This window comes from Sphaerospermopsis aphanizomenoides BCCUSP55 (assembly GCF_001586785.1).
In the GTDB taxonomy this organism is placed as follows: domain Bacteria; phylum Cyanobacteriota; class Cyanobacteriia; order Cyanobacteriales; family Nostocaceae; genus Sphaerospermopsis_A; species Sphaerospermopsis_A aphanizomenoides_A.
Genome location: NZ_LUFH02000066.1, coordinates 15,669 through 35,023, shown reverse-complemented (window position 1 = coordinate 35,023; position 19,355 = coordinate 15,669). Strand labels below are relative to the sequence as shown.

At 38.4% G+C, this 19,355-nt stretch carries 23 protein-coding genes, 1 tRNA gene and 1 pseudogene; 10 read left to right on the top strand and 15 right to left on the bottom strand.

The features are described from left to right. Nucleotides 1–293 precede the first annotated feature (293 nt). Complete coding sequence (locus tag A0J48_RS17030; protein WP_200325077.1) at nt 294–1,895, top strand: serine/threonine-protein kinase; 1,602 nt, start codon at nt 294–296, stop codon at nt 1,893–1,895. Nucleotides 1,896–2,201: 306 nt separating this feature from the next. Here A0J48_RS17030 and A0J48_RS17025 read toward each other — a convergent pair whose 3' ends face one another. Continuing rightward, on the bottom strand, nt 2,202–2,540 hold the full coding sequence (locus A0J48_RS17025) for a XisI protein (RefSeq protein ID WP_200325075.1): 339 nt from the start codon (nt 2,538–2,540) through the stop codon (nt 2,202–2,204). Between the two features lie 253 nt (nt 2,541–2,793). Between A0J48_RS17025 and A0J48_RS17020 the strand changes: the two genes are divergently transcribed. The 7 genes from A0J48_RS17020 to A0J48_RS16985 all read left to right on the top strand — a co-directional run bounded on the left by A0J48_RS17020 (nt 2,794) and on the right by A0J48_RS16985 (nt 7,213). Next, a complete protein-coding gene (locus tag A0J48_RS17020) occupies nt 2,794–3,030 on the top strand; it encodes a type II toxin-antitoxin system HicA family toxin (RefSeq protein ID WP_200325073.1) in 237 nt (78 codons plus the stop codon). Between the two features lies 1 nt (nt 3,031). Continuing rightward, complete coding sequence (locus A0J48_RS17015) at nt 3,032–3,433, top strand: type II toxin-antitoxin system HicB family antitoxin (RefSeq protein WP_190557149.1); 402 nt, start codon at nt 3,032–3,034, stop codon at nt 3,431–3,433. 169 nt (nt 3,434–3,602) lie between these two features. After that, nucleotides 3,603–4,679 (top strand): pentapeptide repeat-containing protein, encoded by a 1,077-nt coding sequence (locus A0J48_RS27065; protein ID WP_234300978.1) that lies wholly within the window; start codon nt 3,603–3,605, stop codon nt 4,677–4,679. Nucleotides 4,680–4,791: 112 nt separating this feature from the next. After that, nucleotides 4,792–5,046, top strand: a complete 255-nt coding sequence (locus tag A0J48_RS17000) for a hypothetical protein (RefSeq protein ID WP_200325071.1) — start codon at nt 4,792–4,794, stop codon at nt 5,044–5,046. Next, entirely contained in the window at nt 5,039–5,482 is a 444-nt protein-coding gene (locus tag A0J48_RS16995; protein WP_200325069.1) for a type II toxin-antitoxin system VapC family toxin, read from the top strand. Before A0J48_RS17000 ends, A0J48_RS16995 begins: the two co-directional genes overlap by 8 nt. 174 nt (nt 5,483–5,656) lie before the next feature. Continuing rightward, nucleotides 5,657–6,706 (top strand): cobalamin biosynthesis protein CobW, encoded by a 1,050-nt coding sequence (gene cobW / locus A0J48_RS16990; RefSeq protein ID WP_200325067.1) that lies wholly within the window; start codon nt 5,657–5,659, stop codon nt 6,704–6,706. Nucleotides 6,707–6,748: 42 nt separating this feature from the next. Beyond that, the gene (locus A0J48_RS16985; protein WP_200325065.1) at nt 6,749–7,213 is read left to right on the top strand and encodes an ABA4-like family protein; all 465 of its coding nucleotides are present in this window, start codon (nt 6,749–6,751) and stop codon (nt 7,211–7,213) included. 69 nt (nt 7,214–7,282) lie between these two features. Here A0J48_RS16985 and A0J48_RS16980 read toward each other — a convergent pair whose 3' ends face one another. The 6 genes from A0J48_RS16980 to moaC form a co-directional block, all read right to left on the bottom strand. Next, a complete protein-coding gene (locus tag A0J48_RS16980) occupies nt 7,283–7,501 on the bottom strand; it encodes an acetyltransferase (protein ID WP_200325063.1) in 219 nt (72 codons plus the stop codon). A 108-nt stretch (nt 7,502–7,609) separates the two neighbouring features. Then, the gene (locus tag A0J48_RS16975) at nt 7,610–7,918 is read right to left on the bottom strand and encodes a DUF3181 family protein (protein WP_200325061.1); all 309 of its coding nucleotides are present in this window, start codon (nt 7,916–7,918) and stop codon (nt 7,610–7,612) included. A gap of 113 nt (nt 7,919–8,031) precedes the next feature. Then, complete coding sequence (locus A0J48_RS16970) at nt 8,032–8,289, bottom strand: hypothetical protein (protein WP_200325059.1); 258 nt, start codon at nt 8,287–8,289, stop codon at nt 8,032–8,034. A gap of 83 nt (nt 8,290–8,372) precedes the next feature. Next, nucleotides 8,373–8,762: a response regulator gene (locus A0J48_RS16965; protein WP_200325057.1), complete on the bottom strand. Its 390-nt coding sequence runs from the start codon at nt 8,760–8,762 to the stop codon at nt 8,373–8,375. 20 nt (nt 8,763–8,782) lie between these two features. Beyond that, the gene (locus A0J48_RS16960) at nt 8,783–9,970 is read right to left on the bottom strand and encodes a sigma-54-dependent Fis family transcriptional regulator (RefSeq protein WP_200325055.1); all 1,188 of its coding nucleotides are present in this window, start codon (nt 9,968–9,970) and stop codon (nt 8,783–8,785) included. Nucleotides 9,971–10,135: 165 nt separating this feature from the next. After that, a complete protein-coding gene (gene moaC, locus A0J48_RS16955) occupies nt 10,136–10,630 on the bottom strand; it encodes a cyclic pyranopterin monophosphate synthase MoaC (RefSeq protein WP_200325053.1) in 495 nt (164 codons plus the stop codon). A gap of 40 nt (nt 10,631–10,670) precedes the next feature. Here moaC and A0J48_RS16950 point away from each other — a divergent pair. Next, a tRNA-Arg gene (locus tag A0J48_RS16950) sits at nt 10,671–10,744 on the top strand. A gap of 159 nt (nt 10,745–10,903) precedes the next feature. On the opposite strand, the gene A0J48_RS16945 is transcribed toward A0J48_RS16950, so the two are convergent. The 5 genes and pseudogenes from A0J48_RS16945 to A0J48_RS16925 all read right to left on the bottom strand — a co-directional run. After that, nucleotides 10,904–12,136 (bottom strand): MFS transporter, encoded by a 1,233-nt coding sequence (locus A0J48_RS16945; protein WP_200325051.1) that lies wholly within the window; start codon nt 12,134–12,136, stop codon nt 10,904–10,906. Between the two features lie 47 nt (nt 12,137–12,183). Next, a complete protein-coding gene (locus A0J48_RS16940; RefSeq protein WP_200325049.1) occupies nt 12,184–13,194 on the bottom strand; it encodes a glycosyltransferase family 2 protein in 1,011 nt (336 codons plus the stop codon). A 168-nt stretch (nt 13,195–13,362) separates the two neighbouring features. After that, entirely contained in the window at nt 13,363–14,070 is a 708-nt protein-coding gene (locus tag A0J48_RS16935; protein ID WP_200325047.1) for a C40 family peptidase, read from the bottom strand. A 371-nt stretch (nt 14,071–14,441) separates the two neighbouring features. Further along, nucleotides 14,442–14,660 (bottom strand): WD40 repeat domain-containing protein, encoded by a 219-nt coding sequence (locus A0J48_RS16930; RefSeq protein ID WP_325078845.1) that lies wholly within the window; start codon nt 14,658–14,660, stop codon nt 14,442–14,444. 85 nt (nt 14,661–14,745) lie between these two features. Continuing rightward, nucleotides 14,746–15,171, bottom strand: a pseudogene (locus tag A0J48_RS16925) (ATP-binding protein); the annotation flags it as partial. 113 nt (nt 15,172–15,284) lie between these two features. Between A0J48_RS16925 and A0J48_RS16920 the strand changes: the two are divergent. Next, entirely contained in the window at nt 15,285–16,223 is a 939-nt protein-coding gene (locus A0J48_RS16920) for a serine hydrolase (protein WP_200325045.1), read from the top strand. A gap of 227 nt (nt 16,224–16,450) precedes the next feature. Here A0J48_RS16920 and A0J48_RS16915 read toward each other — a convergent pair whose 3' ends face one another. From A0J48_RS16915 to A0J48_RS16905, 3 genes are all read right to left on the bottom strand, one after another. Then, nucleotides 16,451–16,780, bottom strand: coding sequence for a ribulose bisphosphate carboxylase small subunit (locus tag A0J48_RS16915; protein ID WP_200325043.1), 330 nt, complete (start codon nt 16,778–16,780; stop codon nt 16,451–16,453). A gap of 56 nt (nt 16,781–16,836) precedes the next feature. After that, nucleotides 16,837–17,244, bottom strand: coding sequence for a RuBisCO chaperone RbcX (gene rcbX / locus A0J48_RS16910; RefSeq protein ID WP_200325041.1), 408 nt, complete (start codon nt 17,242–17,244; stop codon nt 16,837–16,839). Nucleotides 17,245–17,328: 84 nt separating this feature from the next. Further along, complete coding sequence (locus A0J48_RS16905) at nt 17,329–18,759, bottom strand: form I ribulose bisphosphate carboxylase large subunit (protein ID WP_200325040.1); 1,431 nt, start codon at nt 18,757–18,759, stop codon at nt 17,329–17,331. Nucleotides 18,760–19,355: the final 596 nt, after the last annotated feature.

The following is a 19,355-nucleotide window of genomic DNA, read 5'->3' as shown; positions in this document are numbered from 1 at the left end:
TAATTATACATCATTTTGTATAAAAAAATATTTATTTTTTTCGGTAATTTTACATAAAAAAAGCAGCTATTACACCTTGATTTTAATGAGATAATAGTCGAGAAAACAATTTTACTTCTAAGTAAAGTGAATTTTGCTGAGTTTACTATAAATTGAATTAGCATTGTTATAGCTTTAGGAACTCTTTAAAGATATTCCAGCAAAAATTACCTGACAAAGTGAGAATTTACTCTCAATAATGTAATGAGAGTCTAATAGTCTCCGTTATTATTCGTGCAGCGAGTTAACAGTGCATGAGCTACTGCTTCAATCCTACCTGTACCCATCCCAAAAATTTGTCATCCAGCCAAAGGTGTCATTCTTGTGGCTCACCACTACTATTGCGCGATCGCTATCGGATTATCAAACCCCTAGGTCAAGGTGGTTTTGGGGCCACCTTTGTAGCTATAGATGAAGTCTTACCAGGAGAACCTTGTTGTGTCATCAAGCAACTACGTCCATCAGGGACAGCCCCTCACGTATTGCAAATGGCACGGGACTTGTTTGAGCGAGAAGCAAAAACTTTAGGAAAGATTGGCAATCATCCCCAAATACCAAGGCTACTGGACTATTTTGAAGAAGAAAAGCAGTTTTATTTAGTTCAGGAATATATCAGTGGTGCTACTCTTCAACAAGAAGTGAAAAAAACCGGATTCTATAGCGAAGCTGGAGTCAAACAATTCCTCAGCGAAATTCTACCATTGCTGCAATATATCCATGATCTGAAGGTGATTCACCGAGATATCAAACCAGCGAACTTAATTCGTCGTACTCAAGATGCCAGATTAGTATTGATTGATTTTGGCGCTGTCAAAAACCAAGTTAGTCAAGTTGCCCCCAGTCAATCTGGACAAACAGCACTAACAGCCTATGCCATTGGTACTCCTGGTTTTGCCCCTCCAGAACAAATGGCTATGCGTCCAGTTTACTCTAGCGATATTTACGCATTAGGAGTGACTTGCATATATTTACTGACAGGGAAAACACCTAAAGACATACCATACAATCCCACAACAGGTGAAATGATGTGGGAGCAACTGGTGGACGTGAGCGACCATTTAACAACTGTATTGAAAAAAATGTTGGAGGTTTCGGTTCGTAATCGCTACCAATCAGCTTCAGACGTACTGAGGGCGCTAGATATGGAACCATATCTAGACAGTTTAGCCAAAGGATTAATAGTCAAATCTGATACTGAAGTAAAGGAGCGAATACAGAACCGCTCCGACAATTCTGGTGGGTTGTCCAGTAATCCTACTTCTGGTAGTAGTGATGGTGTAGCTCAAGTAGCGGCTGCTATTCGTGCTAGACGAGCTAAATCAGCAGAAACATCAGCATCGGGGACTGCAAGAATACCGAGCAAACAGTTTATACCCAAACCTGTCAATGCCGGGAATGGCGATCGCAATGCTGCCCAAACTCGCCGCCAATTAAATTCCCAAACACTGCTGCAAGCATATTTACAAGGTAGAAGAGATTTTTCTTCATACAACATTAGTCTTTTGAGCTTAGAAGGTGCGGATTTATCGGGAACAAATTTCCATTACGCTCAATTAAGAAAAACCAACCTCCAAGGTGCAAATCTCCAAAATACAGATTTTGGTAGAGCTAGTCTGATACAAGCAAATTTAAGAGATGCTAATTTGACAAAAGCTTATTTAAGTCATGCTGATTTAGAAGGAGCAGATTTAAGAGGAGCGGATCTTAGTTATGCTTATCTAAGTCAGGCTAATCTCCGGGGAGCTAATTTGTGTGGTGCCAATCTGACAGGAGCGAAAGTGACGGACGAACAATTAGCATTAGCCAAGATTAATTGGTTAACAGTGCGTCCAAATGGCAAACGTGGGTTTTTATAAAACTAGCTGATTTAACTAGGTCAGTCTAAAAAATTGTCGTTATAGCAAGGCAGGAGGCAGAAGGGAAGAGGTTTTTAGGTAACTGTTAAACACAACGTAAGTTGCTAGTTAGGGAAACTGTCTGAAACAGGATGTCCAGGATGTAAGGATTGACAGGATGAAAACAGGAATTTTCTCACCTATTAGCAATTACCAATTACCTATTACCAGCCTCAACTAGATAACTAGCAACTTGGGCCAATAATAGTATCTCTACTAATTTCTAGAAGAATTTCAAGCAGAAGTAAATCAGGCAAAAATGATGTATTAACTAACCGCAAACTTTGTATATTGTCTGATTTTAGGATGACGAAAACCAAGTACAATATCCTGTGTAGGAACACCTGCTGCTATGAAATCATTAGCAACACCTTCTTCTGTATCATCATATTGAATCCAAATTTTATTATCAATTAAATCTACATGAATTGGTGTGGTATGTAGATATTGATCATCATTCCAACCAATATCTAAAACTAGATAACGTCCATGTTCATCATCAAATAAAACTTGGGAGTTATAACCATCAGGTATAGAAGCGCGATATGCGGCGATTTCTGTTAATATGCTTTTGATGATTTCTTGATATTTTAATTTGGTATCCATTGTACTATCTCCTCATCTTTATCATCAAATACAATCTGATAGTCAAAATATTGAGTAAAAAATAATACGTTAATTATAAACCGTAATAGTTCGTAGTAATTTAAAGCTGTTAATGTTCTAATAGTTACATTTGTTGTGACTATTAGAAATATTCTATATTGACATTGATACTAAAAATGATATCATTGTTATAAACAAAGGTAAGCTAAAAGGTTAAAAAATATGAAATTAAAAATCAAAAGGAAATTAATTTATGACTCAAATGGACAAACTAATTCAACTCTTTCTCTCTCACCCTGTTGAAGTAAGATTTGAAGAAGTAAGACGTATTTTAATAGCATTTGATTTTGAAGAAGTTCGATCTAAAGGAAGTCATCACACTTTCCGTCATGAGGATGGAAGGATACAAATTGTACCCAAAAAAGATGGGCAAAAAGTAAAAGGAATTTATATTAAGCAGATTGTAAAACTGCTCAGATTAGAGGAGTAGTATGTCTAAGAAAAATAAAACTGAACGTGAGTCACTGGAATTTTACTTGAATTTGAAATATCCAGTTACACTTTACCCTGATCCTGATGGGGGATATGTAGCAGAAATTAAAGACCTTCCTGGATGTATGACTCAGGGAGAAACGACAGATGAAACGTTATTTAATATTGAAGAAGCACGTAGTTTATGGATAGAAACAGCCTATGAATATGGAGATGAAATTCCCTTACCCTCAACTCAAGTTCAATACAGTGGTAAGGTTTTACTACGGATACCTCGATCATTGCATGAAAGATTAACAGAAAATGCAGAGAAAGAAGGAGTTAGTCTTAATCAATATCTTGTGTTTTTGTTAAGTGAAAGAAATGCTGTTAAGTCTTTGAGAATGGCAAATGTTAAGTAGAAATGTTTTGATCTAAGTTAAGATTTTGGTTAAACTTTCACTTTCAAAGACTTGATGAATACTAATAGCGATCGCTAGTTAACCCCAAATGCGATCGCTATTTTGATTAAACTTAATGAAATTAGGTTAAAATCCGAATATTGGCAATTTTAGGTATAAAAACTAGATTATGGCAAATCCAGAGCATTTAGCAATATTGGAGCAAGGGGTAGGGGTTTGGAATAAGTGGATAGAGGAAAATCAGGATGTAATACCTGACCTAAGTAGTGCTGACTTAAGTAATGCTAACCTGAGAGATGTTGACCTTTGTCAAGCTAACCTGAGAGATGCTAACCTGAGAGACGCTAACCTATGTCAAGCTACACTAAGTAACGCAGACCTAAGTAACGCAGACCTAAGTAACGCAGACCTAATAAGGGCTAAGGTGCAATATGCTGACCTAAGTGGGGCTAATCTGACTGGGGCTGATATGAGAGGTGCTAGATTAGATACTTCCAACCTAAGTAGGGCTAATCTGAGTGGGGCTAATCTGGGAGGTGTTAATTTAGCCAATTCTCAAGTAATTGGTACAAATTTTGATAATGCAACTTTAACAGGTTGTTTTATCAAAGATTGGCTAATTAGCAGTAAAACAAACTTAGATAAAGTAATTTGCGAATATGTTTATCTTAGTAATACTCCATTCTGTAGACCAACAAAAAAACGACCCATAAATGGTAATTATGCACCTGGAGAATTTGCCAGTTTATATAAAAAGATTATAGAAACTACAGATTTAATTTTAAGCAAAACTACCGAAATTGAGAATACTGTTAATAAGCCAGAGAAAAATATTGATGTAGATAATACTTCTAACAATCAAGGAGTTCAATTTTATTCAAACTCAACAATTCACACTTGGGAAAGACTACGCTTTCGCTCAAAAACAGAAATTAAAATTGCTGAAGCATTAGACAGAACTGGAGTTTTATTTATCCCCAACTCCTTAGCACGACTCACCACATCCAAAGGTAGAGAAAATAAAGAAGCTGATTTTCTTATTTGTTATAACGGTAAATGGGGAGTTTTAGAAGTTGATGGACCATTTCACACCGCAGAACGCAGAGTAGAAGAACAAGAAAGAGAACGCATTTTCAAGAAAAATGGTATCAAAGTTGTAGAAAGATTTGATGCCCAAAGATGTTATAACACTCCTGATGAAGTAGTCCAGGAATTTTTCAAAATGATAGAAATTGGATATTCTTAAAATCAAGTAACATTAATATCCCTAACTTTTATGGGTAACGCGGGTTAAATCAAGCAACTTACGTTATAAACAAATAAATATCAACAATTATTCCTTACCAATAACCACAACTATGAACAGGGAATTAGTCAAAAAATTAGTTGAAATTATTCATTGTTTATCCCCAGAAGAAAAACAATTATTAGAAACAGAATTACAAATTAAACCTGATTGGAATATTATCAAAAAAAGCATCCTGCAAAGAGGAGAAATACTGAATAAAAGACTTAACAATCAATCTTTACAAGATACAATCACTAATATTATCTCAGACATGAGAGAAGAAAGATGTGAAGAATTAATCAATTCATTGAAAGTCTATGAATAATTATCTAATTTGTGTAGATGCCAGCTTTACCATTAATTTAATTAATAGTAAATCTATAGATTCACCATTTATCAAACTATGGGAAAATTGGCAACAAAATTCTGCTACTATTATTGCTCCTACATTATTTTATTATGAAATCACTAATGCTTTACATCGCATGAATCAAGCAAACTTATTAACCATTGAAGAAACAGAAAAAGCTTTAGAAGATGCGTTAAATTTAGGAATAGTTCTTTATGGAAGTTCTCAATTTTCCCAACTTCACGAAATGGCATTAACTCTTGCAAAAACTCTCAAACTATCTGCTGCTTATGATGCTCATTATTTAGCATTATCACAGTTATTAAATGCGAAATTTTACACCGCCGATAAACGTTTATACAATAGTGTTAAATCATCTTTAAACTGGGTACACTTTATTTCTCACACTTAACCCAAATCGTAATATTTTAGAGGAAGGGATAAGATCCCCGACTTCTGAAATCAATTTTTCTTCCTTCTTCCTTGCTTTCTTCGTGTACTTCGTGCCTTCGTGGTTCATTTAATCAAAATTCTTCCATCACAACAGAAATAGTGTAAAATCAAATAACAAAACAACACACTAAACATGTCCACAAAAATCCCCGTTACAGTCATCACCGGCTTTTTAGGAAGCGGTAAAACCAGCATTATCCGTCACCTCCTCCAAAACAACCAAGGACGACGCATAGCAGTATTAGTTAACGAATTTGGCGAACTGGGGATAGATGGAGAATTATTGAAATCTTGTCAAATTTGTCCCGAAGATGAAACAGAAGCAAATCAAGAAACTAATATATTTGAACTGACAAACGGCTGTTTATGCTGCACCGTTCAAGAAGAATTTTACCCGACAATGCGGGAGTTAATTAAACGTCGAGATAGTATTGATTATATTATTATTGAAACCTCTGGTTTAGCTTTACCCAAACCCTTAGTTAAAGCTTTTCGTTGGCAAGAAATTCGCAATGCTGCTACAGTAGATGCAGTGATTACAGTGGTAGATTGTGCCGCAGTTGCAGCGGGAACATTTGCTAGTGATTTAGAAGCTATAGCTGCCCAAAGACAAGAAGATGATAGTCTAGAACATGAAACCCCTTTGCAAGAATTGTTTGAAGACCAACTTGCTTGTGCAGATTTAGTGATTTTGAATAAAACTGATTTAGTTGATGAACAACAAAAATCAGAAGTTGTAGAATTAGTTAAGAATGAATTACCTAGAGAAGTGAAAATAGTCTCTAGTGATTATGGCAAACTTGACCCATCTATATTATTAGGATTTGAAGCCGCAGTTGAAGATAATTTAGATTCTCGTCCCAGTCATCATGACACGGAAGAAGACCACGACCATGATGAAGAAATAAATTCAACTCATGTGATTTTAGACCGCACCTTTGACCCGGAAAAGCTGCAAGCAACATTACAAAAACTTGCAGAAGAAAAAGAAATATACAGAATTAAAGGTTTTGTTGCAGTTGCGAATAAACCCATGCGTTTAGTTATGCAAGGTGTAGGGACAAGATTTGAAAAATTCTATGACCGACCTTGGAAACCAGAGGAAGAAAAGCAAACTCGGTTAGTTTTCATCGGTCGTGATTTACAATCTTCAGAGATAGAATCTCAATTAGTAACTTTGTAAGTTTCATTACTGTCACCTGTCACCTGTCACCTGTCACCTAATATGAATATCACCGATTTATTCAATATTGCCAATTTGTTTGTTTTACCATTTTGGGCGTTAATGATTTTGTTACCGAACTGGAAAGTCACCCGCAAGGTAATGGAATCTTATCTACCTTTTGTGGTTTTAGCTGCTGCATATTTGTATTTATTTGTCACCAGCATTACACCAGAAAACGCCGCAGCTTTATCAAATCCTCAGTTAGCAGATATAGCTAGGTTTTTTAGTGATGAAACTGCTGCTGCTACAGGTTGGATTCATTTTTTGGTGATGGATTTATTTGTTGGTAGATGGATTTATTGGGAAGGACAAAAAACCGGAATTTGGACAATTCATTCTTTGGCTTTGTGTTTGTTTGCAGGGCCTTTAGGTGTACTTTCTCATATTTTCACCTATTGGATTACTAAAGCCTTTACTAAAAGTTCTGAAGGTGCGACAGCAGAAGAAAAAGCTGTTGCTAATTAAATTCGGAATTTTGTAGATCAGAATTTATTAGGGTGGGCAATGCCCACCGATATGAAAATAACAGAAAAATCATCTGGAATTAGCCATTCTATAATTGGCATCTAACCAACAACGGGGTAATTCTTCACCAGATGGAAAAACTAATTCCTCTTTTTTATAGAGGTCTGTTTCTTGTTCTTCTTCTCCTTCTTGGTCTTTGGCGTGTACAATCTGACTATTAGGATCAAATAGTTCTTGAATATCAACTATTTTGAGCAGATCGTGGCTATTTCTGATTTGTAAAAACATATCAAAAATCCTCCTATAATTGTTCTTTAAATTTTCGTGTGTTGTTTGAAGGCAGAGGAACGCGGAGGTTAGCACTGAGGTACACAGAGGAAGAGATAGAGAGAGAAGTTAAATTTCTCTTTGGTATTTTTCGAGAATATCTACTAGGTTTACTTGGCATTGCAAAGGTAATAAATCAAGTAAAGCCAGTTCTTTTCTACCACCACCAATTTTGACGGGAATAGATTCTAATATCTGAGTTACTCTATCTTCGGTAACGTTTCTATCAGCAATTAAAGGATAAAGTTTTTCTGCCACGAGATGATGTACTTTGGCATCAGCTAGATATAAATGCCACTTAGCTATATCTATATAGACATTTTCACCAATTTCTGACGCTAGGGCTTCTAGTAACTCAGTGGTATTAGTTTTAGCCATAACCATATATGAAATAAGAATGCAACTTTTAGCTTATTCCATAATATCTGTTAATCGGGTAATTTGTCTCTACTCCCATCGGTTACAATTGCCCTAGCCTTGGTAATCTTTCTTCAGGTAGACTTGGGGGGTGTGGGGTCGTAATTAGCGATCGCACTAATATAAATGAAGTGCAGTAATATTACTCCTACCCAACCTAGTGTTAATGGTGTCAACCATTCCCAAGATGTGTTTTTCAAGATGTGGAAAAACCACAACCCAGAATTAACAGTAGCAGCAACAGCTACATGAAAAGCAAAATTCATGCGATCATCTAACTTGCGGAAATCTGGATCTTTGCGGTCTGGTTTGCGTGGCCAACGAGGAGGCATAAATAATTAATATTTGTGAATTTGTTACAGATGTTAATACACCTTACTTATTTTAAGGTTTTTAGGTATTAATTGCTAACAACCTACAAAGAAGTAACTGAATTTTCCCATGCAGACTCTATAGTCTCCAGTAACTTGGAAATATCGTAGGGTTTTGTGATCCAATGGGAAATTCCTAAAGATGAAGCTAATTCATCTGAATAACTATAAGCTGTAGCTAATATCACAGCTAAATTTATTCCTTGTAGTTGCAGTTGCTTGTAAACCTCTGAACCTGTCAATTCGGGCATTCTATTATCTAAAATCAATAAATCGGGTTGAAACACAACCACTGTTTCTAAAGCTTCTTTTCCATCTCTGGCTTCTTTAACTTCCCATCCTTCCTGCTCAAGCAAAAAAGCGAGCATTTCTCGGCTATCATCATCATCATCGGCAATCACAACTTTACGGGCGCTTAAATCTGTATTAATCATAACTTTTATTATCCTCTTTTCTATTTTATTGGTATATAAAAAACGTAATTAATTGGCTCAAATTGAGAATTATTTAATCCAGGAATGGCAGTAAAACTAACTTGGGCTGATTCAGAATTAGGCATCGTTGCAGCTACAACCTTTACTGCTCCCCCTTTACCAGCACTTTCCAAAGCTTGCAAAAAATAGCGGAGTAATTGACGGGAAAGGGTTATCAAATCTGCTCTTACTATAATTTTTTCTTGCCAGTCAGTGATAACTTCAACCTTACGAATTGCCACTTCAGTTGATAAAATATCAACTAAACCCCCCAGACTCTCAGTAAGTGATATAAGTTGAACTGTGCCGCCATCAGATGATGCCAAATTGCGCCAAATTTCCGCCCGCTGACGAAATATCTGAATTGATTTTTCTGCCTGTTGAAGTAAGTTCATGGCATAGTCTAAGCGGTTAACAGCTAACATTCGAGAGCTAACCTCTAATTTTAAACGTGCTGCGTGATGTCCTTGAATAATATCCTGACGTAGTTGTTCTAATGGCTGATAATCATCAGGATTTGATGTTAACACACGACGAATGTTGTTTTCTAAATTTGCTACTATGAATTCTGCTTCAATGCCTCTAGAAGCACACAAAAATATTTCTTTCAATCGCTGTCGAGCTTGAGGAGAACGCAGAGAAATACTTAAAACACCAACAACTTCTTGTTTTTCGTTACGCAGGGGAATACCTTGGCAAGTAAAAGGATGAAAGCCTTCTATAAAATGTTCTGCTGCTACAATTTCCACATACTTTTCTTCAGCTAAAGTAGTACCAATACCATTAGCTCCAGCAACAGATTCTGATAGTAAAGTACCAGGACTGGGAAATGATTCTGAAGCTTGTACAGTTTGATCATCACCTATTAAATCTATTAAGATTGCGTTGGCATCACTTAACATGACCGCATGACGTTCTGACCCCGCAGCTAGGGATAGATTACGAAAATAGGGACGAACTATATGAATTAAATAACTGTGTTTATCTATTAACCTTTCTGTTTCTAAACTGGATAGTTTTTCAGCTTTTAGCGCGTGGGGATTAGCTCCTTGTAGGTGTGACCTTTCCCAAGCTTGATAGATTTCTCTACGTAACATCTCAGTATGAATGCCACCTGTAACTCTATAGATACGCCCTGCTTCTAAAGCATTATTGATTGAAGTAGACATAGCTTTTCAAGAAATATTTTTGAGTTACTTCTTTTGCACTTTTGTACCATACAGCATATTGCAGATCAATAAGGTACAAATTTTTATGACCAAGCCTTGCATTAAAAGGGCTTTAGTGATGACTTCTGACTCCTGAATTCTTACCTAAAACCTAAAACCTAAAACCTAAAACCTAAAATCTCCCGATTTACCGCCTGTCTTGCTGACCAAACTAATAGATTCAATTTGAATCGACTTTTCTAAAGCTTTAGCCATATCATACAAAGTTAAAGCCGCAACAGAAACCGCAGTTAAAGCTTCCATCTCCACACCAGTTTCCGCCTTAGTTTTGACTGTGGCATAAATTTGATAGCCAGGTAGTTGCTCATCAGGTGTAATCTCCACTGTAATTTTTTGTAAAGGCAAAGGATGACAGAGGGGGATTAAATTAGCTGTTTGTTTAGCAGCCATAATCCCCGCTAACTTAGCCGTTGCTAAAACATCACCTTTGGGAGTGTTTCCCGCTTCAATAGCCGCAAAAGTTTCTGGCAGCATCCGCACCTGGCCTCTAGCTACAGCTTCTCTCACAGTGGCGACTTTGCCTGATACATCAACCATTTGCGCCTCTCCCTGAGAGTTGAGATGGGTAAGTTGAGAAAAATTAGAAAAATTATCTTGCATAATTTGCAAAGTTAGTGTTATTATAGGATTCGTTGGTTAAGGGCGTGTAGCTCAGTGGACTAGAGCACGTGGCTACGGACCACGGTGTCGGGGGTTCGAATCCCTCCTCGCCCGTTTAATAAAGATAATGATTGCACAAACTCGGTATTCGGGATTGTGCAATTTGTTTTTGGAAAGGTGGCAGAGGTTCTTTATTTTTGATTTTAGATAAAAGGATTTTGGAATCTTTTTGTCAACTCCAATCTAAAATCTAAAATCTAAACTTTTCTGACCCTAGATCTTACTTTTCAAAGCATAGGCATCTTCTCCAAGACCAAAGGCAAAACGGAGAGACTTGGAGATATTTTGACTTGACTGGGTGACAAAAATCAGAATAGCCAGCACAGTTAAGCCAGTAGTAAAACCAAACGTACTGCGGTAGCCGATTTGTTGGGCAACAAAACCCACAAATGGGCCAGCTATTGCCAGTCCCACGTCGAATCCCATTAAAGATACGCCAAATATACGCCCCCGTTCATGGGGTAAGGCTCTATCTGTCATCATGGTACAAATCATGGGAATGGCAGTTCCAGAAGCTGCACCTTCAAGAACGGCTCCTATGACAAAAATTAAAGCACTGTTGGCTTGCCAAATAAATACCAATGCCACAGAATAAGCAACCAGGCTGAAAGTTACAAATAAACCGCGTCCATATTTATCAGAAGCCCGACCTGCAACTAATCTAATACCAAAACTCGATATAGCAGCAGCTGTAAAAAATAACCCGGCATTTAAATCTATTCCCGTTGATTTAATGTACAAGGCAATGAAAGTATGTACAGTACCTAAAGCCAAACCTATTAGTAACAAGACAATAGCAGGTACACGCACACGGGGACTAATCAGCAGTTGCCAAAATCCATCATCGGTGGAATTTTTAGGCTGTTCAATTACAGGTGGATTGACAATGGGCAAGATACATATTAAGCCCAAACTAGCTAAAGTAGCAGATGACAGAAATAATGCTGTATAACCTACAGTTGCTTGTAAATATCCACCTATAGCTGGCCCTAGTGCTACACCGATGGGATTTACCAAACTCATATAACCAATGATTTCACCACGACGGTGTTCTGGTGCTAAGTCTCCGACTAAGGTGAGGTAAGCTGTGGCAAAGGCAACAATACTGATGCCATGAAAGGCACGAATTATCATTAAAGCTATCAGTGATTTTACTACTAAATAACCCAAAGGTGCGATCGCAGCCACTGTCATGCCAATCAGTAACACAATCTTTCTACCCCGACGGTCTGCTAACATTCCCACTTGCGGGCGAAATAGTAACATCCCGATGGCAAAGCTACCCATGACAATACCAATTTGTTGCTTGGTTGCCCCAAGAGACTCAATATATAAAGGTAAAGTAGGTAACAACGAAGCTAAACTTGACCAGAATAATAAACCCGCTGCAAATAATATCAGTAGATTTCGCCGCAGACTAGCGTCAAAAGTATCAAAAGCTTTCACGGCAGATGCAATTTTATGACAAGTAATTTTGTATTCCTATTGTTACGTTACTTAACATTTTTTGCCACTACTTCCCGCACCCGATATATGGGTCTTCCCTGAGATTCATGATAAGTACGCATCAGCAATTCTGCCAAAAGACCGAAGCAGAATAACTGCACACCAGTTACTAGCAATAAAACAGCCAAAATTAATAAAGGACGATTACCGATATCCGCATGGAAAGCCAATTTAATGACAGTCAAGTAAATTCCTATTCCCCCACCAATCACCATTGACAGCAAACCCAACAACCCAAAAACGTGCATGGGACGAGTGAGGAACTTTTTCATAAATAGAATCGTTAACAAATCCATTAATACCCGGAAAGTCCGGGAAATTCCATATTTGCTTTTACCAAAGCGTCGTGCATGATGACGCACAGGCATTTCTGTTATTCTTGCCCCTTCTATATAAGCTAAAGCAGGTAAAAACCGATGTAATTCACCGTAAAGGTTCATATCTGCCACTAGTTCAGCACGATAGGCTTTGAGAGAACAACCATAGTCGTGAATATAGACGCTGGTAGTGCGACGAATTAACCAATTAGCGATTTTAGAAGGAAGTAGACGATTTACAGCCCCATCTTGGCGATTTTGTCTCCAACCACTCACCAAATCATAACCTTCATCCAACTTTGCCAATAACATGGGAATATCAGCAGGGTCATTTTGCAAATCAGCATCTAAGGTAACAATTGCTTTACCTGTGGCATAATTAAAACCAGCAGACATAGCCGCAGTTTGACCGTAATTACGCCGCAAAATCACCGCTTTTAAATCAGTGCGGATTTGTGCCTGTTCCTTGAGAAATTGGGCAGAACCATCAGTAGAACCATCATCTACACAGATAATTTCATAACTCACCTCACTAGCTGTCAGAGTAGAAGAAATCGCTTCTAGTAATAAAGGCAAGCTTTCTACTTCATCTTTAATCGGTACAACTACGGAAACATCTGGTAATTGGTGATGGGTAATTGGTAATTGGTGATGGGTGATTGGTAATTGGTAATTGGTCATTGCTGATTGGCGATCGCTGATGGTTAATTTTACATTATCTCGTTATCTCTAGTTCCCAGTCAGAGATTGGGAATTCTATCATAGAGGTTATACCTTTAGTATCATTAAAGCCAGCGCCTTTCACATTCATTCCCATACTCTGTATGGGAACGAGGAAATTGTCAATTATCAATTGTCAATTATCAATTGACCAACATAGCTTTTCACAACTCTACCAGCACCGCGTAATTGTTTATAGTATGTCTGACTGACTTTATCACCTTGTTCTGAAAGTTGGTCAGTACCAATTCCGTTGCGTCCTTGTTCTTTTCCTGAACTGTGAATGTAATAACCATCACCTAAATACAAACCTACGTGGGTTGCTTTTTGAGGAGTGCCAAAAAAGATTAAATCCCCTGGTTTTAGTTCATTAATATCAATTGGTTGGGTAAAAGCTTCTTGTTGATAAGCGTCTCTTGGCAACCAAATATCCACAGATACAAAAGCAGCTTGCATTAAACCAGAACAATCATAATTAGGTGCTACAGTTCCACCCCAAAGATAATAATTATCGACTTGTTTTGCTGCTTGAGTGAAAGCGATAATTTCCGGTATGCGTTGTTGAATTTCTGCGGTTGAGACGAATTGAGGTTGATATATTATTTCTGTAGGTTGGAGAAATTGCAAATCTTGAACAGATAACCATCCTGGATAGTCATCTTCACATAAACAAACCTCTATAGTTGTATCTTGATGATTGGATGTAATTTTTAAATGTCGTCCTTTTGCGGCTTGAGTTGCTAAACGGACACATTCAGGAGAATCATAGATATTTAGGTTAGTTTTACAGTTATATTCTTTTGTAGGAGAAGGTGGAATTAGTAAGTTTAAAGACATAATTAATATTGTCAGAATCAGGATGTCCAGGATTAAAGGATTTTCAAGATTTTGTCAGAATCAGGATGTCCAGTATTAAAGAATTTACGGCTCTACCGTACTTGTTATGCTAATTTAACAACTGGTTCGAGGGAACTCTTAACAGGGAACTCTTAACAGAGATTAAGAAGGAATATTCAGACATTTTCTTCAATAACCAACATTATTTCCCTTATCTGGTAAGCCTTTTCGGATTTTATCAGAACAATTTAGCATATTAGGTACTGAAGAACCGAATTTACAGGATTCTGACAACAAAAACCGCAAACACCAACAGACAACTATCAAACCACATCCTGTCAATCCTTAAATCCTGGATATCCTGATTCTGACTATTTCACATCATCACACAACCGCCTATCCTCCTCACTCAAACCCACATTAGGATTCTGCAAATAATCCTGCAACCAAGCACAACCATCCTTTAAAGCCCTATCTAAATTCCTCACAGGCCACAACCGCGCTGTATTGTCTGAGGATGCCGTAGCGATGGTTTTGCCGTCGGGGCTGAAACTCACCCTTCTGACAGTATGCTGATGGCCTTTAAATATATTATGGTCACTGATATTATCGAGGATATTATTTAAGCCATAAATAGGTCTAATAGTGGGGTATTTGTCTAGGGGATTATTTTTAACGTAAAAATTCAGCTATTTCGGTAAATAAATTTTGAAAATATCCTGGTTTGAGTTTAATTTGTGCTGCTTCTAAACTTTGACTAACTTCGCGGGCGATCGCCAGTAAAATATCTGTAATATCTATATCAGCTAAATCTAAACTTTGGCTAGACTCAAAATATACTACATGGAATCCCTGTTCTTGTAATTCTGCTTTCAAGCGCAGCAACTCAGTGGACTTACCGCAACCAATATGTCCTGTAAATAATTGACAAGTCGGTGATTCTGGAGAAAGTAGAGTAATAGTTCGTTTTAATTCTCTAATTATTTCTGCACTCCGCACCTCGGAAAAATCAATATAGTATTGCCTATCTTCAGCTTTGCTTTGATCAAGAGTTTTATTCGGGTTGCAAGCTTGATAAAACCTTGTTAAATCAAATGTCATGATCAATTACCTAAAATCAGCCTAATCATAGTTACTATCTCCGTAATTATACAGGCAATGATAGGATTAAGCGAGAAACGAAACTCCTGATACCATAAGGAAATAATTCACAAATGGTTTTTTTTCATAAAGACGAACAACTAGAAAATCTCGGTAATCAAATTTTAGAAGCGACTTGGTCTAAATTTGCCAGTTTAAACCGTGACCAAATTGCATTAACATGGGTTGTTTATGATCCTCCCGTTCCTGTAAATACAGGTGGTGCGCTGACTCCTGATGCTTTTTGGCATCATCCAGTGCGGGGTTTTAATTATCGTGGTGGAGAACGTATTTATCCCGCTAGTGTCGTCAAGTTGTTTTATTTAGTAGCAGTTCATGAATGGCTAGAAAAAGGCATGACTAACACTTCCAAAGAATTGGAACGAGCCTTGAGTGATATGATAATTGACTCTAGTAACGACGCTACCAGTTTAATTGTCGATATTCTTAGCGGTACTACTTCTGGTCCAGAGTTACCTACCGGACCCTTTGAAACTTGGAAATATCAACGCAATATTGTTAACCGCTATTATCAGTCCTTGGGTTGGGAAGAAATAGGGACAATAAACGTCTGTCAAAAAACCTGGGGTGATGGTCCATTCGGAAGAGAAAGGGCATTTTATGGAGAGATGTTTGAAAATCGCAATATGCTGACTACCAATGCTACCGCCAGATTATTACATAGTATCGTCGGTGGAGTAGCGGTTTCCAGTGGGCGATCGCAACAAATGATGTCGTTACTCAAACGCAGTCTTAACCCCGATGACTTACCCCAAGATGTAGAAGAAGACCAAGTTACAGGCTTCTTAGGCGGTGGTTTACCAGAAAATAGTCAAATTTGGTCAAAAGCTGGTTGGACAAGCTCTGTGCGCCATGATGCGGCTTATATTGAATTACCAGATCAACGTCCTTATTCGTTAGTAGTATTTACAGAAGGGAAAACGCAAGCTAAAAGTCGGGAAATTTTACCGTTTGTTGCTCAAAAAATTGTAGAGGCTGTTAGCAACTTGTAAAAATATGCAAATGATAGCAGTAGACAAGGCATTAAAACATTCCTAAAAGCTAAAACTTAGGGAACTCCAAACATAAATTATCCAGATTTCTGTAATTAAAACGAATTTTCCGTTACTAGCCCTCCGCGTTCCTCTGCGTTACCTCCGCGTTCCTCTGCGTTAAAAAAAAGAGAGAGATAGAAAACTCTACCTCTCCAAACAACAAACTATTTAAACCAAATCAGAACTTAGTATCTGCTGGGTTTGTGAACGATAAAGCTGAGAACTTGACACTGCTTGATGTTGTCAAAACCAACAACACGAACATAGCAGTTACCGTACTGAGAACGGCAAGCTTGAACTTCACCTAATACTTCGCGGGTGGTTTTAGCACCAAACAAAGGCAACTTCCACATTGTCCAGAAAAATTCAGTAGGTTCAGAAGTTTCGTTGAATTCAACTGCGGGAATATAACCTTGGTTCAAAATGTACTGAACTTGCTTTTCAATTTGCGCGTCAGACAGAGGAGGCAAATAAGAGAGGGTTTCGTAACGACGCTCTTTTGGTAAAGTTTGCATGGCTGTTTATAAGTGGCTATTTTTTACTACTAGGTTTTTGGCGCTTACACCTAATCCTAACCAGATAAATCATCCAAATTAGGATCGAAGATTGTCTGCTGTTCAGTTTTTGGGCTGGGACTTGATAAATTTAGTTGCGTAATACGTTCTAGATGCTGGCGACGCTGTTCCATGTTGGCTTGCTGAATGCCAGTACGCACCATTTCTGGTAAGAAATCTGTCACTTCTGCCGCTATGTGTTCCCTGACAGTCATAATCCGCAAAGCCAAATCTGACTTTTCTCGAAACAGTTCCTCTATATACGCTTCTCCGTCTTGGATTTTGCCAGCAGAAAAGTTTTGCAACCAATGTGCTAGAGGAGGATTTGTTTCGCCTAGCTGTGCCAATACAGTCCTTAGCGCCTGATAAGTGAGGTAGCTTTGGATTGTTTTGGCTGTGTCTTTCGCAATTTGCTTTAGATTCATGCTTGACCCAGCCCTATAGATTTTAGATTTTGGATTTTGGATTTTAAATTCATCCAATAGTCCAAAATCGCAAATCCTAAATCATCAGACGGTATCCATTGCTTCAAACTCGAACTTGATTTCTTTCCACAGTTCGCAAGCAACAGCCAACTCAGGAGACCACTTAGCAGCTTCGCGGATAATGTCATTACCTTCACGAGCTAAGTTGCGTCCTTCGTTACGAGCTTGGATACAAGCTTCGAGAGCAACACGGTTAGCGGTTGCACCAGGAGCGTTACCCCAGGGGTGACCAAGTGTACCACCACCAAACTGTAGTACGGAGTCATCACCAAAGATTTCAACTAGTGCGGGCATATGCCATACGTGGATACCACCGGAAGCAACTGCCATTACACCAGGCATAGAAGCCCAATCTTGAGTGAAGTAGATACCGCGAGACTTGTCTTGCTCAACGTAGTTTTCACGTAGGAGGTCAACGAAGCCCATTGTGATACCGCGTTCACCTTCCAACTTACCAACAACTGTACCGGTGTGGATGTGGTCACCACCAGACATACGCAGGGTTTTAGCCAATACACGGAAGTGAATACCGTGGTTCTTTTGACGGTCGATAACGGCGTGCATCGCGCGGTGAATGTGCAACAAAATACCGTTATCACGACACCAACGAGCCAAGGTGGTGTTAGCGGTAAAACCTGCGGTCAGGTAGTCGTGCATGATGATGGGCATATTGAGTTCTTTAGCGTACTCAGCCCGTTGCAACATTTGTTCGCAAGTAGGAGCGGTTACGTTCAGGTAGTGACCCTTGATTTCGCCAGTTTCTGCTTGTGCTTTGTGGATTGCTTCTGCTACAAACAAGAAGCGATCGCGCCATCTTTGGAATGGTGCAGAGTTGATGTTTTCATCGTCTTTGGTGAAGTCCAAACCACCGCGTAAACATTCGTATACAGCGCGTCCGTAGTTCTTAGCAGACAAACCTAATTTGGGCTTAATGGTACAACCCAACAAAGGACGACCATATTTGTTCAACTTGTCGCGTTCAACTTGAATACCGTGAGGAGGACCTTGGAAAGTCTTCAGGTAAGCAACAGGAATCCGCAAGTCTTCCAAACGCAGTGCGCGTAAGGCTTTGAAACCGAATACGTTACCTACGATAGAGGTCAACATATTGGTTACGGAGCCTTCCTCAAACAAGTCTAGAGGATAAGCAACGTAAGCAATATATTGATTATCTTCACCAGGAACTGGTTCGATATCATAACAACGACCTTTGTAGCGATCTAGGTCGGTGAGCAAGTCTGTCCATACAGTTGTCCAAGTACCTGTGGAAGACTCAGCAGCTACCGCAGCACCTGCTTCTTCGGGAGGAACTCCGGGTTGGGGTGTCATCCGGAATGCTGCTAATAAATCTGTATCTTTAGGAGTGTAATCGGGTGTGTAATAAGTTAGTCTGTAATCTTTAACCCCAGCTTGATACCCAGCTTTTGCCTGAGTCTTCGTTTGCGCGTAAGACATATTTTCCTTCCAAGAAGTCACTCTTTTTACTATCAAATCACGTTATGTGCAACTTTTTATCACCCTTGATCTTTCTCCTTTTCTCATTAAAGATATAAGAAGAACTTATATTTAAGGGTCGGCTGTTGGTTGAGGGTAGCGTTGTTTGTGCGAAAAACATTCGGCAGCGGTAGCAAATAACCGCACCTTTCTAGTTGTCTCTATATAGTAGAGGCGCACATCTAGGCGCTTGAGTTTTTCCCTCGTTCCACGAACACAAAGTCTTTTATATATCTTTTGCTTACCCTACTAAACCTGCTTAATTTCAGAGAAACTTCAATGCTTGACGGGCATGATTGGAATTTATGCCTTAAAACTAGGAAAAATTAGGTTTTTTAGGCTTTTTAGCTTATTTCCCCAGTTTTTTCTCCTGATATCTTTTCTTGATTGGGTAAAAAGATATATAAGGAAACTTCACTAACTGCGGTTTAGCTCCAGGGTGAGGCAAAGATAAAAAATTGCACACGACGGAATTTGTAACTTGTCTCACAATATATCAAGAATTCAATAAGTTATCCTTTGAAAGTTTTTAACTTATATATTTAAATTTCTTATTA

Coding starts and splice junctions, on each gene's coding strand:
- A0J48_RS17030 (WP_200325077.1), top strand. CDS start 294: ATGAGCTACTGCTTCAATCCTACCTGTACCCATCCCAAAAATTTGTCA.
- A0J48_RS17025 (WP_200325075.1), bottom strand. CDS start 2,540: ATGGATACCAAATTAAAATATCAAGAAATCATCAAAAGCATATTAACA.
- A0J48_RS17020 (WP_200325073.1), top strand. CDS start 2,794: ATGACTCAAATGGACAAACTAATTCAACTCTTTCTCTCTCACCCTGTT.
- A0J48_RS17015 (WP_190557149.1), top strand. CDS start 3,032: ATGTCTAAGAAAAATAAAACTGAACGTGAGTCACTGGAATTTTACTTG.
- A0J48_RS27065 (WP_234300978.1), top strand. CDS start 3,603: ATGGCAAATCCAGAGCATTTAGCAATATTGGAGCAAGGGGTAGGGGTT.
- A0J48_RS17000 (WP_200325071.1), top strand. CDS start 4,792: ATGAACAGGGAATTAGTCAAAAAATTAGTTGAAATTATTCATTGTTTA.
- A0J48_RS16995 (WP_200325069.1), top strand. CDS start 5,039: ATGAATAATTATCTAATTTGTGTAGATGCCAGCTTTACCATTAATTTA.
- cobW (WP_200325067.1), top strand. CDS start 5,657: ATGTCCACAAAAATCCCCGTTACAGTCATCACCGGCTTTTTAGGAAGC.
- A0J48_RS16985 (WP_200325065.1), top strand. CDS start 6,749: ATGAATATCACCGATTTATTCAATATTGCCAATTTGTTTGTTTTACCA.
- A0J48_RS16980 (WP_200325063.1), bottom strand. CDS start 7,501: ATGTTTTTACAAATCAGAAATAGCCACGATCTGCTCAAAATAGTTGAT.
- A0J48_RS16975 (WP_200325061.1), bottom strand. CDS start 7,918: ATGGCTAAAACTAATACCACTGAGTTACTAGAAGCCCTAGCGTCAGAA.
- A0J48_RS16970 (WP_200325059.1), bottom strand. CDS start 8,289: ATGCCTCCTCGTTGGCCACGCAAACCAGACCGCAAAGATCCAGATTTC.
- A0J48_RS16965 (WP_200325057.1), bottom strand. CDS start 8,762: ATGATTAATACAGATTTAAGCGCCCGTAAAGTTGTGATTGCCGATGAT.
- A0J48_RS16960 (WP_200325055.1), bottom strand. CDS start 9,970: ATGTCTACTTCAATCAATAATGCTTTAGAAGCAGGGCGTATCTATAGA.
- moaC (WP_200325053.1), bottom strand. CDS start 10,630: ATGCAAGATAATTTTTCTAATTTTTCTCAACTTACCCATCTCAACTCT.
- A0J48_RS16940 (WP_200325049.1), bottom strand. CDS start 13,194: ATGACCAATTACCAATTACCAATCACCCATCACCAATTACCAATTACC.
- A0J48_RS16935 (WP_200325047.1), bottom strand. CDS start 14,070: ATGTCTTTAAACTTACTAATTCCACCTTCTCCTACAAAAGAATATAAC.
- A0J48_RS16920 (WP_200325045.1), top strand. CDS start 15,285: ATGGTTTTTTTTCATAAAGACGAACAACTAGAAAATCTCGGTAATCAA.
- A0J48_RS16915 (WP_200325043.1), bottom strand. CDS start 16,780: ATGCAAACTTTACCAAAAGAGCGTCGTTACGAAACCCTCTCTTATTTG.
- rcbX (WP_200325041.1), bottom strand. CDS start 17,244: ATGAATCTAAAGCAAATTGCGAAAGACACAGCCAAAACAATCCAAAGC.
- A0J48_RS16905 (WP_200325040.1), bottom strand. CDS start 18,759: ATGTCTTACGCGCAAACGAAGACTCAGGCAAAAGCTGGGTATCAAGCT.